At 74.5% G+C, this 13,850-nt stretch carries 13 protein-coding genes; 7 read left to right on the forward strand and 6 right to left on the reverse strand.

The genetic code is table 11. From position 1 onward, the window contains the following. Positions 1-40: 40 nt before the first annotated feature. From V1L54_RS02735 to V1L54_RS02745, 3 genes are all read right to left on the reverse strand, one after another. A complete protein-coding gene (locus V1L54_RS02735) occupies positions 41-223 on the reverse strand; it encodes a hypothetical protein (RefSeq protein ID WP_330116200.1) in 183 nt (60 codons plus the stop codon). Positions 224-397: 174 nt separating this feature from the next. Next, positions 398-598 carry a hypothetical protein gene (locus V1L54_RS02740; RefSeq protein ID WP_330116201.1) on the reverse strand — a complete coding sequence of 67 codons (201 nt, stop codon included), beginning with the start codon at positions 596-598 and terminating at the stop codon, positions 398-400. Positions 599-1,026: 428 nt separating this feature from the next. Next, the gene (locus tag V1L54_RS02745; protein ID WP_330116202.1) at positions 1,027-1,494 is read right to left on the reverse strand and encodes an RNA polymerase sigma factor; all 468 of its coding nucleotides are present in this window, start codon (positions 1,492-1,494) and stop codon (positions 1,027-1,029) included. Between the two features lie 411 nt (positions 1,495-1,905). Between V1L54_RS02745 and V1L54_RS02750 the strand changes: the two genes are divergently transcribed. The 3 genes from V1L54_RS02750 (at position 1,906) to V1L54_RS02760 (ending at position 4,724) form a co-directional block, all read left to right on the forward strand. Next, positions 1,906-2,859 (forward strand): ABC transporter ATP-binding protein, encoded by a 954-nt coding sequence (locus V1L54_RS02750; RefSeq protein ID WP_330116203.1) that lies wholly within the window; start codon positions 1,906-1,908, stop codon positions 2,857-2,859. Next, positions 2,856-3,620 (forward strand): ABC transporter permease, encoded by a 765-nt coding sequence (locus V1L54_RS02755; protein WP_330116204.1) that lies wholly within the window; start codon positions 2,856-2,858, stop codon positions 3,618-3,620. The genes V1L54_RS02750 and V1L54_RS02755 overlap by 4 nt, the downstream gene beginning before the upstream one ends. A 66-nt stretch (positions 3,621-3,686) precedes the next feature. Next, positions 3,687-4,724, forward strand: a complete 1,038-nt coding sequence (locus V1L54_RS02760) for a hypothetical protein (RefSeq protein WP_330116205.1) — start codon at positions 3,687-3,689, stop codon at positions 4,722-4,724. Between the two features lie 108 nt (positions 4,725-4,832). Here the strand turns inward: V1L54_RS02760 and V1L54_RS02765 are convergent, their stop codons facing one another. Then, the gene (locus V1L54_RS02765; protein ID WP_330116206.1) at positions 4,833-5,678 is read right to left on the reverse strand and encodes a TetR/AcrR family transcriptional regulator; all 846 of its coding nucleotides are present in this window, start codon (positions 5,676-5,678) and stop codon (positions 4,833-4,835) included. A 109-nt stretch (positions 5,679-5,787) separates the two neighbouring features. Between V1L54_RS02765 and V1L54_RS02770 the strand changes: the two genes are divergently transcribed. The 3 genes from V1L54_RS02770 (at position 5,788) to V1L54_RS02780 (ending at position 8,990) form a co-directional block, all read left to right on the forward strand. Next, on the forward strand, positions 5,788-6,825 hold the full coding sequence (locus V1L54_RS02770; protein WP_330116207.1) for an ATP-binding cassette domain-containing protein: 1,038 nt from the start codon (positions 5,788-5,790) through the stop codon (positions 6,823-6,825). Further along, positions 6,822-7,655, forward strand: coding sequence for an ABC transporter permease (locus V1L54_RS02775; RefSeq protein WP_330116208.1), 834 nt, complete (start codon positions 6,822-6,824; stop codon positions 7,653-7,655). Before V1L54_RS02770 ends, V1L54_RS02775 begins: the two co-directional genes overlap by 4 nt. A gap of 318 nt (positions 7,656-7,973) precedes the next feature. Further along, positions 7,974-8,990 (forward strand): SDR family oxidoreductase, encoded by a 1,017-nt coding sequence (locus V1L54_RS02780; protein ID WP_330116209.1) that lies wholly within the window; start codon positions 7,974-7,976, stop codon positions 8,988-8,990. A gap of 50 nt (positions 8,991-9,040) precedes the next feature. On the opposite strand, the gene V1L54_RS02785 is transcribed toward V1L54_RS02780, so the two are convergent. Beyond that, complete coding sequence (locus tag V1L54_RS02785; RefSeq protein WP_330116210.1) at positions 9,041-9,427, reverse strand: PNPOx family protein; 387 nt, start codon at positions 9,425-9,427, stop codon at positions 9,041-9,043. Positions 9,428-9,531: 104 nt separating this feature from the next. Further along, entirely contained in the window at positions 9,532-10,650 is a 1,119-nt protein-coding gene (gene serC / locus V1L54_RS02790) for a phosphoserine transaminase (protein WP_330116211.1), read from the reverse strand. Positions 10,651-10,770: 120 nt separating this feature from the next. Here serC and V1L54_RS02795 point away from each other — a divergent pair, with 120 nt between their 5' ends. Further along, the gene (locus tag V1L54_RS02795) at positions 10,771-13,707 is read left to right on the forward strand and encodes an FAD-binding and (Fe-S)-binding domain-containing protein (RefSeq protein WP_443076453.1); all 2,937 of its coding nucleotides are present in this window, start codon (positions 10,771-10,773) and stop codon (positions 13,705-13,707) included. Positions 13,708-13,850: the final 143 nt, after the last annotated feature.

Consider the following 13,850-nt stretch of genomic DNA (forward strand, 5'->3'; position numbering starts at 1 on the left):
GTGCCGGGGCTCCCCGCTCACCCGGTTGCTTCCGGGCGCGTTACTTCTTGACGGCCGCACCCACGGCGGCGCCCACACCGGCGGCGGCGACGAGCGCGCCGGCGGCCTTGGCGCCCGCCACGACGCCGGCCACGAACGCGGCCGGGGTGGCCATCACCGGGGCGACGGGGTCCTCGGTGCACTGACCGGCACCGGAGTTGACCTTCTCAACGAGCACAGACATGATGTTTTCTCCACTGTTCTGGCACATCGGACAGTGTCCGGTTCCGGCAGGCAGTCGAGGTGTCTGCCGGAACCCGTGGGTCTCCGTCTCCGGAGAGCCGGCCGGCGAGGTCCCGGGCGGTCCCGGGCGTGCGGGATCCCGGTGCCGGGCTCCTGGGCGCCGGCCTGGCGCGGATCAGTTGATGACGGCCCGGTACGCCGCGTAGGCGGCACCGGTCACGGCACCGGCGCCGACCACCGCGCCGGCGGCCTTGGCGATCGCGGGGGTCGCGATCAGGGCCGGGGTGGCCATGACGGGGGCCGCGCCACCGAGGGGGGTGCCGGGTTCCAGGGCACCCGCCAGGGACGTGTTGGCGTTCACCTTCTGCGTCAGCACTGTTTCCGTTTCTCCTTTCAGGGAAGTGATTGTGGGCAGGGGCATCCCACCACCCGTTCTCCATAGGTGGACGGTGGGAAGTCTCACTGTCCCCGGAATTCCGGAAAAGGGAATCCCGGGCGATTTTCCCGGCAGCGGGGAAACCTCTTCTCACCGGCGGGCCGACGCGCTTGTGGCGGTCGGCGTCTCACCGATTCCCGTGCTGCGCGATATTTTCCGGGCTGTCGGCCGGTGGCCGGCGGGACGGCCGGTACCGGTAAAGCCCTCGCATATGTCCGGTGCGGATCCGACACGGAGAGCGGTGAAGGAGCGGGCCCGGCCGCGGCAGCCGGACTGTGCACCGTTCCGGCTCCGGGACCCTTCGTCGCTCTCCTGTACTGACAACTCCGCGGACCCCGTCCGTGTATGACCGGACGGCGGGAAAATTTTCATCCGGTCCGGACCGGCCCGACCATCTCCCGCATGGCGCGCAGACCGTGCGTCCGGGCCCGGGAGACCGTCCCGCGGTGGACCCCGAGCACCGCGGCGGCCCTGTCGATGGTGTAGTCCTGCACGTCGACGAGGAATATCGCGGCGGCCTGCTTGCGCGGTACGGCGGACAGCAGCCGGCGGACCTCCCAGCCGGCCTCCCGCTGGGCCAGCGCGTCGCCGGGGTGGGCGCGGTCGGGGACCTCGCCCACGGGCGTGTCCCTCGTCTGGCGTCGTGACATGTCGTAGGCGGCGGTGGTGACCGTGCGGACCGCGTACGCGACCGGGTTGGGATGGGAGAGCCAGGACTCGGAGGTCCTCAGCAGTTTGAGGCACGCCGTCTGCACGGCGTCCTCGGCGTCCTGGCCGAGAATGCGGGACGCCTGGCGGCGCAGCAGCGGCAGCAGATCATGGATCAATGCCTCCATGTCTCTTTCGCCCCGAGCGTGGGCATGGGCATGGTTCGGCATGGAAGTACCCCCCGATGGCGACCCTTCGGAAAGAACGGCTGCATTGGTGCCGCTTGTCGCGCGCCGGTCAAGCGCGAGCGGCCCGGTCACTGTAGGCACAGCCGACTGGATCCCGGCCTTCCGGGTTCAGCATCTGAGGAAGATTTGAGGGTTACCGTCCGTACTCTCCGGAGGGGTGTCCCGATTGCCGTACCACGCCCGGGTGATTCGCTTTTCCGGATCTCCCGGCGGATGGGTAGGGAGAAACCGACCGATTGCCGCGGTGTTGAAACGGAGAGTGTTTCGGGGAATGATTGACCGGGCGTTTGGAATCGTCGAACCGGCCCGCGCCGGAATTGCCTCCGGCCGTTCCAGTCCGAGGAAGGACCCATGGCAGCAGCGGAAAGCAGCCACATTCACGCCCAGGACGTCTGGCGCCGTTACGGCAGCGGGAGGAAGACCTTCGACGCCGTACGCGGGGTCAGCTTCACCGTCCGCCCCGGAGAGCTGTTCGCGCTCCTGGGCACCAACGGCGCGGGCAAGACCTCCACCGTCGAACTGCTGGAGGGGCTCGCCGCCCCGCACCGCGGAAGCATCCGCCTGTTCGGCGGCCTGGACCCGGTGGCCGACCGTCCCCGCATCCGCCCCCGCACCGGCACGATGCTCCAGGAGGGCGGCTTCATCTCCCATCTGACGGTGCGGGAGAGCGTGCAGATGTGGGCCGAGCTCACCTCCCGGGCCCGCCCCGTCGACCAGGCACTGGAGCTGGCCGGGCTCGCCCACCGCCACGACGTGATGGTGCAGAACCTCTCCGGCGGGGAGAAGCGGCGCCTGGACCTGGCGGTCGCCACCCTCTCCCGGCCCGACCTGCTGTTCCTGGACGAGCCCACCGCCGGCATGGACGCCGAGGGGCGGCGTGCCACCTGGGAGCTGATCCGGCGGCTGCGGGAGCGGGGCTCGACGATCCTGCTCACCACGCACTACCTGGAGGAGGCCGAGTCCCTCGCCGACCACCTGGCGATCATGCACCGGGGCACGATCGCCGCGGCCGGCACCGTCGCCCGGATCGTCGCCGACCACCCCTCGACCCTCTCGTTCACCCTGGACGACCGGTGGACGGCGCGCGACCTGCCCGTGGCCGGCACGGAGGCGGAGGAGCACGGCGGCCGGGTGACGATCACCACCGGGCAGCTCCAGAAGGACGCCACCCGGCTGCTGACCTGGGCCGAGGAGCACGACGTGGTGCTGGAGCGGTTCACCGCCCGGCCCGCGTCCCTGGAGGAGGCGTTCATCAGGATCGCCGGACGTGACGAGGCCCCCGGGGCGGGGGAGGAGGATCAGTGAACGGCCTGGCCGCACAGCACATGAGGACCCTGTTCCGCATCGAGTGGAAGCTGTTCAACCGGATCAGGGCCAACTACTTCTTCGTGGTGTTCGTCCCGCTGATGATCCTGGTGGCGATGCGCTCCGTGCAGGAGCAGCTCGACCTCGACCGGTACGGCCTCAACCCGGGCCCGCTGATGGTGGCCACCTCGGTCGGCATCCTGCTCATCTTCTCCCTCTACTCCTCCGTCACCGGCCTGTACGTGGCCCGCCGGGAGGAACTCGTCCTCAAGCGGCTGCGCACCGGAGAGGTGTCCGACCCGGTGATCCTCGCCGGCGGCGCGTCCATGTACGTCGCCGTCACCGTGGCGCAGATCGCCGTGGTGGCCGCGGTGCTGTCGGTGATGTTCGACGCGGCCCCGCGCCAGCCGCTCTCCGCCCTGGCCGGGCTGCTCACCGGCATCGCGCTGATGACCGCGATGGCGGCCGCCACGGCGGCGCTGTGCCGCTCCGTCGAGTCGGTGATGGTCGCCACGCTCCCGGCGGTCTTCGTCCTGCCGATGGCCTCGGGGATCTACATCCCCCGCGAGGTGCTGCCGGACGTGCTCGGCGACGTACTGCTGTACGTGCCGCTGTCCTCGACGGTCGACCTGGTCCGCTCGGGATGGACGGCCGAGCTGGGCGCGGCCGGCGCGCTGGGCCGGTGCGCGCTGGCGGTCGGCTGGACGGCCCTGTTCGCGTGGATCGCCGCCCGGCGGTTCCGCTGGGAGCCCCGCGTCTGAACCGGCCCGGCCCCGGTGGGGCGGGGCGGGCGGGCCGGTCCTGTCCGGGATGGCAGTCTTGGAGCCATGCGGAGGCTTGTGTGCGCCCTGGGCGCGGCGGTGGGGATCGTGCTGGGGACGGCCTGTTCGGCGGGGGCCGAGGGGCCGGCCGCGGAGGGCTTCACCATCGAGGACGAACGGATCACGGAGTCCAGCGGACTGGCCGCCAGCCGCGCCCACCCCGGGGTGTACTGGACGCACAACGACAGCGACGACGGCCCGTACGTCTACGCGGTGGACGGCGCCACCGGCCGCACGGTCGCCACGGTCACCCTGACCGGTGTCGATCCGCGGGACGTCGAGGCCGTCTCGGTCGGTCCGGACGGCAACGTCTACGTGGGCGACATCGGTGACAACCTCGGCGGCACCTGGCCCGAGGTGTGGATCTACCGCTTCGCCGAGCCGGCGGAGCTGGCCGACACCGAGGTGGAGACCACCCGCTTCACCGTGCGCTACGCCGACGGCCCGCGCGACGCCGAGTCCCTGGCCGTCCACCCCGGCACCGGGCGGGTGTACATCGTCAGCAAGAACGAGGACGGCGGCGGGCTCTACGCCGGCCCCGAGGAGCTCTCGGCCTCCGGCGCCAACACCTTCACCCGGACCGCCGGCATCGACCTGTGGGCCACCGACGCCGCCTTCTCCCCGGACGGCACCCGGCTGGCGGTGCGCGGCTACTTCGGCGGGAGGATGTACGCCTGGGAGGACGGGAAGCCGCGCGAGCTGGGACGGCTGAGCGTGCCGGTGCAGCGGCAGGGCGAGTCGGTGACCTTCGCCCCGGACGGCCGGACCCTGCTCTACGGCACCGAGGGCGGGCGCAGCGAGGTGCGGCCGATGGGGCTGACGGACGACCAGCTGCCCGAGAAGGCCCGGCAGGAGGAGCCCGGCGGCAAGGAGCGGGAAGCCGCCTCCGGCGGGGACGGGGCCGAGGGCACGGCGTCCGGCGGGGACACGGCGTCCGGCGACGACGGGGACGGCGGGAACACCGTACGGACGGGCCTCACCCTCGCCGCGGGCGCCGCCGTCTTCCTCGTGCTGCGCCGGCTGCTGGTCCGGCGCCGGGCCTGACGGGCCGGCCGCCCGCCGGGCTCGCCTGTCACGGCCGTCCCGCAGCCGGCCCCGGCCGCGGGACCGTGCGGGAGCCGCCGACGGGGCGCCACCGGCGGGGCGGCGCGCTCAGCCGTCCGTCTCCCCGGGGACGCACTCCCCGCGGGTGACGCCTCCGGGCCCGTCCTCCGCCCCGTCGTCCTCCAGCTCCCGGCCGGCGCGCCCGGCGGTGCGCGCGGCGAGGAACTCCTCCAGCCCGTCCAGCAGCCGCGCCAGCCCGAACGCGAAGAGCCGCTCGCCGGGGACCGCGAAGGTGTCCTCCGCGAGGGCGGCGACATGCGGGTACGCGCCGCTGTACATCGCCTTCTCCAGGGTGGGCGCCTGGGCGGACCAGAACTCCTCGTCGCTGATGCCGGTGTGCCGCGCGGCCTGGGCGGCGTTGACATGGGTGCGGGCGCAGCCGGTGACATAGCCGTCGAGGGCGGTGATGAACCCCAGCCTCTCGCGGTCGGTGAGATCCAGACCGGCGAGGGCGGCCAGGGCGTAGTCCAGGCCGGCCACCGCGTTCGGCCCGAGCACCGGCCGGGCCACGTTGACCTGGAGCAGCCAGGGGTGGGCCAGGTGCATCTCCCAGGTGCCGCGGGCCACGTACTCCAGCACCGCGCGCCAGCCGCCGTCCCGGGGGCCGTCGGTGCCGGTCGTCATGCCGTAGACCTGGTCGATCATCAGCTCCAGCAGCTCGGCCTTGCCCGGCACGTAGCGGTAGAGCGACATCGTGCCGACGCCCAGCTCGGCGGCGACGCGGCGCATGGAGAGCGCGTCGATCCCGCCGGCGTCGGCGACCTCGATGCCCGCGGTGACGATGCGTTCCAGGGTCAGGCCCGGCTTCGGGCCGCGCGCGGGGCGCCCGTTCCGGCCCCACATGAGGTCCAGGCTGCGCCTGAGGTATCCGCTGTCGCTCTGTTCGCTCGTCATCGTGGTGCCCATCCTAGGGGGGACCGAAAAAACCGGGTACGGCGTACGCGCTGTCGGGTACGGTGTACGCGTAATCGAGTACGCCGTACCCACCGAGGAGGAACGCGCCATGCCGGCACCCCGGGACAGCACCGGACGCACCACCCCGCCCCAACCGCCGGAGCACGCCGTGCTGGCGGAGGGGCTGACCAGGCGGTACGGCGACAAGCGCGCCCTGGACGGCTTCGGCCTCGCCGTCCGCCCCGGCACCGTCCACGGCCTGCTCGGCCCGAACGGGGCGGGCAAGACCACCGCCGTACGCATCCTGGCCACCCTCGCCCGAGCGGACGGCGGCCGCGCCACCGTGGCGGGCCACGACGTGGCACGCGAGCCCGCCCGGGTGCGCCGTGCCATCGGGCTGGCCGGGCAGGACACGGCGGTCGACGAGATCCTCACCGGCCGCCAGAACCTGGAGATGTTCGGCCGGCTGTTCCACCTGGGCGCCCGGCGCGCCCGGCTGCGGGCCGGGGAACTGCTGGAGCGCTTCGGACTGGCGGAGGCCGCCGACCGGTCCCTCAAGGACTACAGCGGCGGCATGCGGCGCCGCCTCGACCTGGCCGCCTCCATGATCCTCGCCCCCCGGGTGCTCTTCCTCGACGAGCCCACCACCGGACTGGACCCGCGCGGCCGCAGTGAGGTCTGGGAGGCGGTGCGCTCACTGGCGGCGACCGGCACCACGGTGCTGCTGACCACGCACTACCTGGACGAGGCCGACCGGCTCTCGGACCGGATCACCGTGGTCGACCGGGGACGGGACATCGTCGAGGACACCCCGGACGGACTCAAGCGGGCCGTCGGCGGGGACCGGATCGAGGTCGTGGTGCGCGACACCGCCGATCTGGCCGCCGCCGAGCGGATCGTCGCCCGCGCCGCGGTCGGCGGCGCGGTGGAGCGCGACACCGAGCGGCGCCGGGTGCACGCGCCGGTGGCGGACCGGGTGGCCGCGCTCACCGAGGTGGCCCGCACCCTGCGCGACGACGGGCTCGACGTCGAGGACCTCGGACTGCGCCGCCCCACCCTCGACGACGTGTTCCTGCACCTCACCGGCCGCCCCGCCCACAGCGCCGACGGCGCCGACGGCACCCGGAAGGAGCCCCAGCCGGCATGAACACCCCCACCGCCCCGCCCCCCACCACCCCGGCCGGACCGGAACGCCGCCTGTACTGGGCGCTGGCCGACTGCTGGACGATCGTCCGCCGCGACCTGCTGCACCTCGCCCGGCAGCCCTCCATCGTCGCCTGGCAGCTCGGCTTCCCGATCGTGTCGGTGCTGCTGTTCGTCTACGTCTTCGGCAGCGCGATGGAGGTGGGCGCGGCGGACTACGAGGCGTACGCGCTGCCCGGCATGTTCACCATGACCATGGCCTTCGGCTTCATGAACACCGCCATGGCCGTCACCGTCGACAAGGAGCGCGGCATCACCGACCGCTTCCGCTCCATGCCGATGGCCCCCTCGGCGGTGGTCACCGGCCGCGGCGTCTCCGACGTGCTGCACGCCGGGCTGGACCTGCTGATCCTCGCCCTGATCGCGCTGGTGGTCGGCTGGCGCTCGGACGGCGGGGCACTCGCCACGCTCGCCGCCTTCGGGCTGCTGCTCCTGCTGCGCTTCGCGCTGATCTGGGTCGGGGTGCTCCTCGGGCTGCTCGTCCCCAACCAGGAGGCGGCGGGCAACCTGTTCGCCCTCGCCTTCCCCTTCGGGATGGTCTCCAGCGTCTTCACCCCGCCCTCGCTGATGCCCGACTGGCTGGGCGCCGTCGCGATGTGGAACCCGGTCTCCTCCACCGCGAACGCCGTACGGGAGCTGTTCGGCAACCCGGTGCCCGGCGGCGGCAGCTGGATCGAGGAGCACGCCCTGCTGATGGCGGTGGTCTGGCCGCTGGTCCTCACGGCGGTCTTCCTGCCCCTGGCGGTCCGCCGCTTCCAGCGCCTGACGCGCTGACCGCACGGGCCGCCGGGGGCGTTCCGCGCCGCGCCGCCGGAGCCCCCGGGCACGCCCGTGCGGTGCGCGGACGGCCCGCCCCTCCCGCGGTTCCTCCCTGCCGCCCGGCGGGGAGGAACCGGCGGCCGACGCGCGCTCCCCGGCAGGCCCTCCCGGCCGCGGTGCCGGCCGTGCCACCCCGTGTGACACACCGTCCGGCGGGTACCACGGACGGGACACACCGCTCTCTTCGTCCGGAAACGCGCACCCGGACAGAGCTCACGGAACGCACGGGGAACAACGGAACGCGGGACGACAGGGAAAGGGAAGGAGCCGTCGATGCCGGACCGGAACCAGCAGGTGGTGGTGGTCACCGGAGCGAGCGCCGGAGTCGGCCGGGCGGTGGCGCGGGCCTTCGGCGCGCGGGGCGCGAAGGTGGCGCTGCTGGCCCGGGGCGAGAAGGGGCTGGAGGCCGCGGCCGGGGAGGTGCGCGAGGCGGGCGGCACCGCCCTGCCGGTCCCGGTGGACGTCGCCGACCACGCGGCCGTGGACGCCGCCGCGACCCGCGCCGAGGAGGAGCTCGGGCCGGTCGACGTATGGGTGAACAACGCCTTCTCCTCGGTGTTCGCCCCGTTCACCGAGACCGGTCCGGAGGAGTTCGAGCGGACCACCGACGTCACCTACCTGGGGTACGTCAACGGCACCAGGGCGGCCCTGGACCGGATGCTGCCGCGCGACCGGGGCACGATCGTGCAGGTCGGCTCGGCCCTGGCCTACCGGGGCATCCCGCTGCAGGCGGCGTACTGCGGGGCCAAGCACGCCATCCAGGGCTTCACCGAGTCGGTGCGCTGCGAACTGCTGCACGACCGCAGCAACGTACGGATCACCATGGTGCAGCTGCCCGCGGTCAACACCCCGCAGTTCGACTGGCTGCTCTCCCGGCTGCCGCGCCGCGCCCAGCCGGTCCCGCCGATCTACCAGCCCGAGCCGGCCGCCCGGGCGGTGCTGCACGCCGCCGACCACCCGCGGCGGCGCGAGTACTGGCTGGGCGGGCCCACGGTGGCCACCCTCGTCGCCAACCGGCTCTTCCCCGGCCTGCTCGACCGCTATCTGGCCCGCACCGGCTACGACTCCCAGCAGACCGACGAGCCCCGCGACCCGGACCGGCCGGTCAACCTCTGGGAGCCCGCCGACGGTCCGGGGGGACGGGACTTCGGCACCCACGGTTCCTTCGACGACCGGTCCGCCGACCGCAGCCCTCAGCTGTGGGCCGTCCGGCACCGCGGGCTGCTGACCGCGGCGGGCACCGCGGCCGCCGCCGCGGGCGCGGTGGCCGTACGCGCCGCCCGCCGCTGACCGCCCGCCGTCGATCGGCCGCCCGGCCCGGCGCGGCCGCCGTGCCGGGCCTACCGGCCCACCTCCCGCAGCTCGTACAGCGCCGACCCGCGGGACAGCCGGTGCCCCAGCGGCACCAGCACCCCGCGCAGCGGGTGCCGCCTGGCCAGGACGGCGGCGGCGTGCCGGGCCTCCCGGCCCCGCAGCCGCCGCACGTCCACCTTCAGCGGGGCGCCCGCCGGTGTGCCGCCGAGGGTGGCGGGGGAGACCTCCGCCTCCGGCCGGCGGCGCAGCCTCTCGGCCGTCCCCGACCGGGCGGGCACCCGTACGTACGCCCGGTCCCCGTCCACGGCCAGCGCGGTGGCCGTCCCCGTCGGGGAGCCGTCCCGCTCGTAGGTGGCCAGCCAGACGCGCGGTTCGCCGGCGAAAAGCCGCAGTCCGGTGCTGGGAGTGGTCATGCGCCGCCGGGTACCACGGGCGGCGGCACGGGAAACGACGGATCCGGGCCACCGGTGCCTCCGGGCCGGAGCAGGGCTCCGGGCGGTGTGCTCGGGAGGGGTGCTCAGAGGCGCTCGGCGACGTAGTCCACGCAGGCCGTCAGGGCCTCCACGTCCGCCGGGTCGACGGCCGGGAACATCGCCACCCGGAGCTGGTTGCGGCCCAGCTTGCGGTACGGCTCGGTGTCCACGATGCCGTTGGCGCGCAGCACCTTCGCGATCGCCGCCGCGTCCACGCCCTCGGCGAAGTCGATCGTGCCGACGACCTGCGAGCGCTTGGCCGGGTCGGCCACGAAGGGGGTGGCGAAGGAGGACTTGTCCGCCCAGCCGTACAGCCGTGAGGAGGAGTCGGCGGTACGGGAGACCGCCCAGTCCAGCCCGCCCTGCCCGTTGATCCACTCGAGCTGGTCGGCCAGCAGGAAGAGGGTCGCCAGCGCCGGGGTGTTGTACGTCTGGTTCTTGCGGGAGTTGTCGATCGCGGTCGGCAGGTCGAAGAACGCCGGGATGTGCCGGTCGCCCGCCGCGATCCGCTCGGCCCGCTCCAGGGCGGCCGGGGAGAACACGCCGATCCACAGCCCGCCGTCCGCGGCGAACGACTTCTGCGGGGCGAAGTAGTAGACGTCGCTCTGGGTGATGTCCACCGGCAGACCGGCCGCGCCCGAGGTGGCGTCCACCAGGACCAGCGCACCCTCGTCCGCACCGGGCACCCGGTTGATCGGCATGGCGACACCGGTGGAGGTCTCGTTGTGGGTGAAGGCGTACACGTCCACGCCCGCCTCGGCCTCGGGCTGCGGGTGCGAGCCGGGGTCGGCGGAGATGACGGTCGGCTCGGCCAGCCACGGCGCCAGCTTGGCGGCCTTGGCGAACTTCGAGGAGAACTCGCCGAAGGACAGGTGCTGGGACCTGCTCTCGATCAGACCGTGGGTCGCGATGTCCCAGAAGGCGGTGGAGCCGCCGTTGCCCAGGATCACCTCGTAGCCCTCCGGGAGCCCGAAGAGCTGCCGCACACCCTCGCGCACCCGTCCGACCAGGTTCTTGACCGGAGCCTGGCGGTGCGAGGTGCCCATCAGGGAGGTGCCGGTGGCGGCCAGGGCGCTCAGCGCCTCCGGACGCACCTTGGACGGGCCCGACCCGAAGCGTCCGTCGGCGGGCTTGATGTCTGCGGGAATCTGGAGATCGGCCACGCTGCGAAGGGTAGCCCTTCCCCGTCGTGTTCCCCGTGCGCCGTCCATCCCGCGAGACACATCCCGGAAACATGCGGCCGGTGCGGGTGGCGGCGCGGGCACCGGGGGCAGGCTGGTGCCATGGGTGACACGGCACGGGACGCACAGACGCAGGCACGGGCGGCGCTGACGACGGCCGAGCGGGCCGCCGAGTGGGAACGGACGCGCTCGGCGGTACGGGCACTGCGCGCCGCCGTACGGGGCGGGGCGGCCGACGACGCCGCGAGCCGCGCGCTGGTGACGATGGACGCCTCCAACTACCGGCGCGTCCCGGTCGCCGTCGTGGCGCCGCGCGACGCCGAGGACGTGGCCGCGGCGCTGGCGGTGTGCCGGGAGCACGGGCTGCCGGTGGTGCCGCGCGGCGGGGGCACCTCCATCGCCGGGCAGGCCACCGGGACGGGGGTGGTGCTGGACTTCACCCGGCACATGACCGCGGTCGAGTCGGTCGACCCCGCCACCCGTACGGCCGTCGTCCAGCCGGGCGTGGTCCTGGACGACCTGTGCCGGGCGGCCGGCGCCCACGGCCTGACGTTCGGCCCCGATCCCTCCACCCACAGCCGCTGCACGCTCGGCGGGATGATCGGCAACAACTCCTGCGGCTCCCACTCGGTGGCCTGGGGCACCACCGCCGACAACGTCGAAGCCCTGGACGTGCTGACCTACGGCGGCGAGCGGGCCCGGCTCGCCCCCGGCGGCGACGGCGTGCCCGAGCGGCTGCGCGCCGGGGCGCGGGCGCTGGTGGACGGCGAACTCGCCCTGCTGCGCACCGGCTTCCCCGAACTGCCGCGCCGCATCTCCGGCTACGCCCTGGACGCGCTGCTGCCCGAGCACGGCCGCGACTGGGCGCGGGCCTTCATCGGCAGCGAGGGCACCCTGGGGGTGCTCACCTCCGCCACCGTGAAGCTGGTCGAGCGGCCCGGCGCGCGGGTGCTGGCGGTGCTGGGCTACCCGGACGAGTCCGCGGCGGCCGAGGCGGCGGTGACGCTGCTCCCGTACGGCCCGCTGACGGTGGAGGGCATGGCGAGCGATCTGGTGCCCGAGGCCCAGCGGGCCCTCCTGCCCCGGGGCGGCGCCTGGCTGTTCACGGAGGTCGGCGGCGCGGACACGGCCGGGGCGCGGGCGGCGGCCGAGCGGCTGTGCCGGGCCGCGACCGGCGACGCCGCCACCGCCGTCGACCACGTCCTGGTCACCGACCCGGCCGGGCAGCGCGCCCTGTGGCGGGTCCGCGAGGACGCCTCCGGCACCGCCACCCGCATGCCGGACGGCAGCGAGGCGTGGCCCGGCTGGGAGGACTGCGCGGTGCCGCCCGAGCGGCTGGGCGCCTATCTGCGGGACTTCCGCGCGCTGCTGGCCGAGCACGGGCTGCGCGGGCTGCCGTACGGGCACTTCGGGGACGGCTGCGTCCACGTCCGCATCGACTTCGACCTGGTCCACGAGGCGGGCATCGCCCGCTTCCGCCGCTTCTCCACCGAGCTGGCCGCGCTGGTGGCCGCGCACGGCGGCTCGCTGTCGGGCGAGCACGGCGACGGCCAGGCGCGCGCCGAGCTGCTGCCGAGGATGTACGGGCCGGAACTGGTGGAGCTCTTCGCCCGCTTCAAGGACCTGTGGGACCCCGACGGCGGACTCAACCCCGGCATGCTGGTCCGCCCGCACCGGCTGGACGAGAACCTGCGCTTCGCGCCGCTGCCGCGCGAGCCGCTGCCCGTCGTCTACGGCTACCCCGGCGACGGCGGGGACTTCCCGGCCGCGGTGCGGCGCTGCGTCGGCGTCGCCAAGTGCCGCAACCCGGCCGGGAGTCCGGGCGTGATGTGCCCCTCCTACCGGGCGACGGGCGAGGAGAAGCACTCCACCCGGGGCCGGGCGCGGCTGCTGCACGAGATGCTGGCGGGCGAGGTGATCACCGACGGCTGGCGCTCGGCGGAGGTCCTCGACGCGCTGGACCTGTGCCTGTCCTGCAAGGGCTGCCGCCGGGACTGCCCGGTGGAGGTGGACATGGCCACCTACAAGGCGGAGTTCCTGCACCACCACTACGCGGGCCGCCGCCGCCCGATGGCGCACTACTCGATGGGCCTGCTGCCGCTGTGGCTGCGGGCCGTCTCCGCCACCCGCACCGCACCACTGCTGAACCTGCTGGCCCGCACCCCGTTGGCGGCGGTGGCCAAACGGCTGGGCGGCATCGCCCCGGAGCGGGAGATCCCGCCGCTGCCGCGCGCCCCGTTCCTGCGCCGCCGGCGCCGGGAACCGCGCGGGAACGGGGCGCGCGGCGGGCGGAAGGTCGTGCTGTGGCCGGACACCTTCACCAACCACCTCTCGCCCGAGGCGGGCACCGCGGCCGTCCGGGTGCTGGCGGACGCGGGACTGGCGGCCGTACCGCCGCCGGGCGCGGGGCGGGTCTGCTGCGGCCTGACGTGGATCTCCACCGGGCAGCTCGACGGCGCCCGCCGGATGCTGCGCCGCACCCTGGACCGGCTGGAGCCGGTGCTGGACGCCGGGCTGCCGGTGGTGGTCCTGGAGCCGCCGTGCGCGGCGGCGCTGCGCACCGACGTGCCCGAGCTGCTGCCGGACGACCCGCGCGCGAGGCGGCTGGCCGCCGCCGTCCGCACCTTCGCGCAGACGCTGGAGGAGTACGCCCCCGACTGGACCCCGCCGCGCGTCGACCGCCCGGTGGCCGGCCAGACCCACTGCCACCAGCACGCCGTCCTGGGCGACGCGGCCGAACGGCGGCTGCGCGAGCGGGCCGGGCTGACCGGGGCGCTGAGCGACGGCTGCTGCGGGCTGGCGGGCAACTTCGGGTTCGAGAAGGGGCACTACGAGGTGTCCGCCGCCTGCGCCGAGGAGAAACTGCTGCCCGCGGTGCGCGCCGCCGCCCCGGGCACTGTGCTGCTGGCCGACGGCTACTCCTGCCGCACCCAGCTCGCCCAGCTCGGCGGATACCGCGCCCGCCATCTGGCGGAGGTGCTGGCCGAGGCGCTGGCGGACGACGGGGCGGAGGGGCGGGCGGCCGACGGCCGGGGGTGAGGCGGCGGGGCCGGAAGCGTGTGCGCCCACGTCACGCCTGAAGGCGACAGCGGCGGCTGTCACCGGCCGCTGCGGCGGAGCGGCGCGTACCGGACGTGCCAGGTCCCCCGGGGCCCGGCAGCGGCGCCGGGACCACCCGGCGG

Origin of the sequence: Streptomyces rubellus, assembly GCF_036323805.1 — a bacterium.
GTDB lineage: Bacteria > Actinomycetota > Actinomycetes > Streptomycetales > Streptomycetaceae > Streptomyces.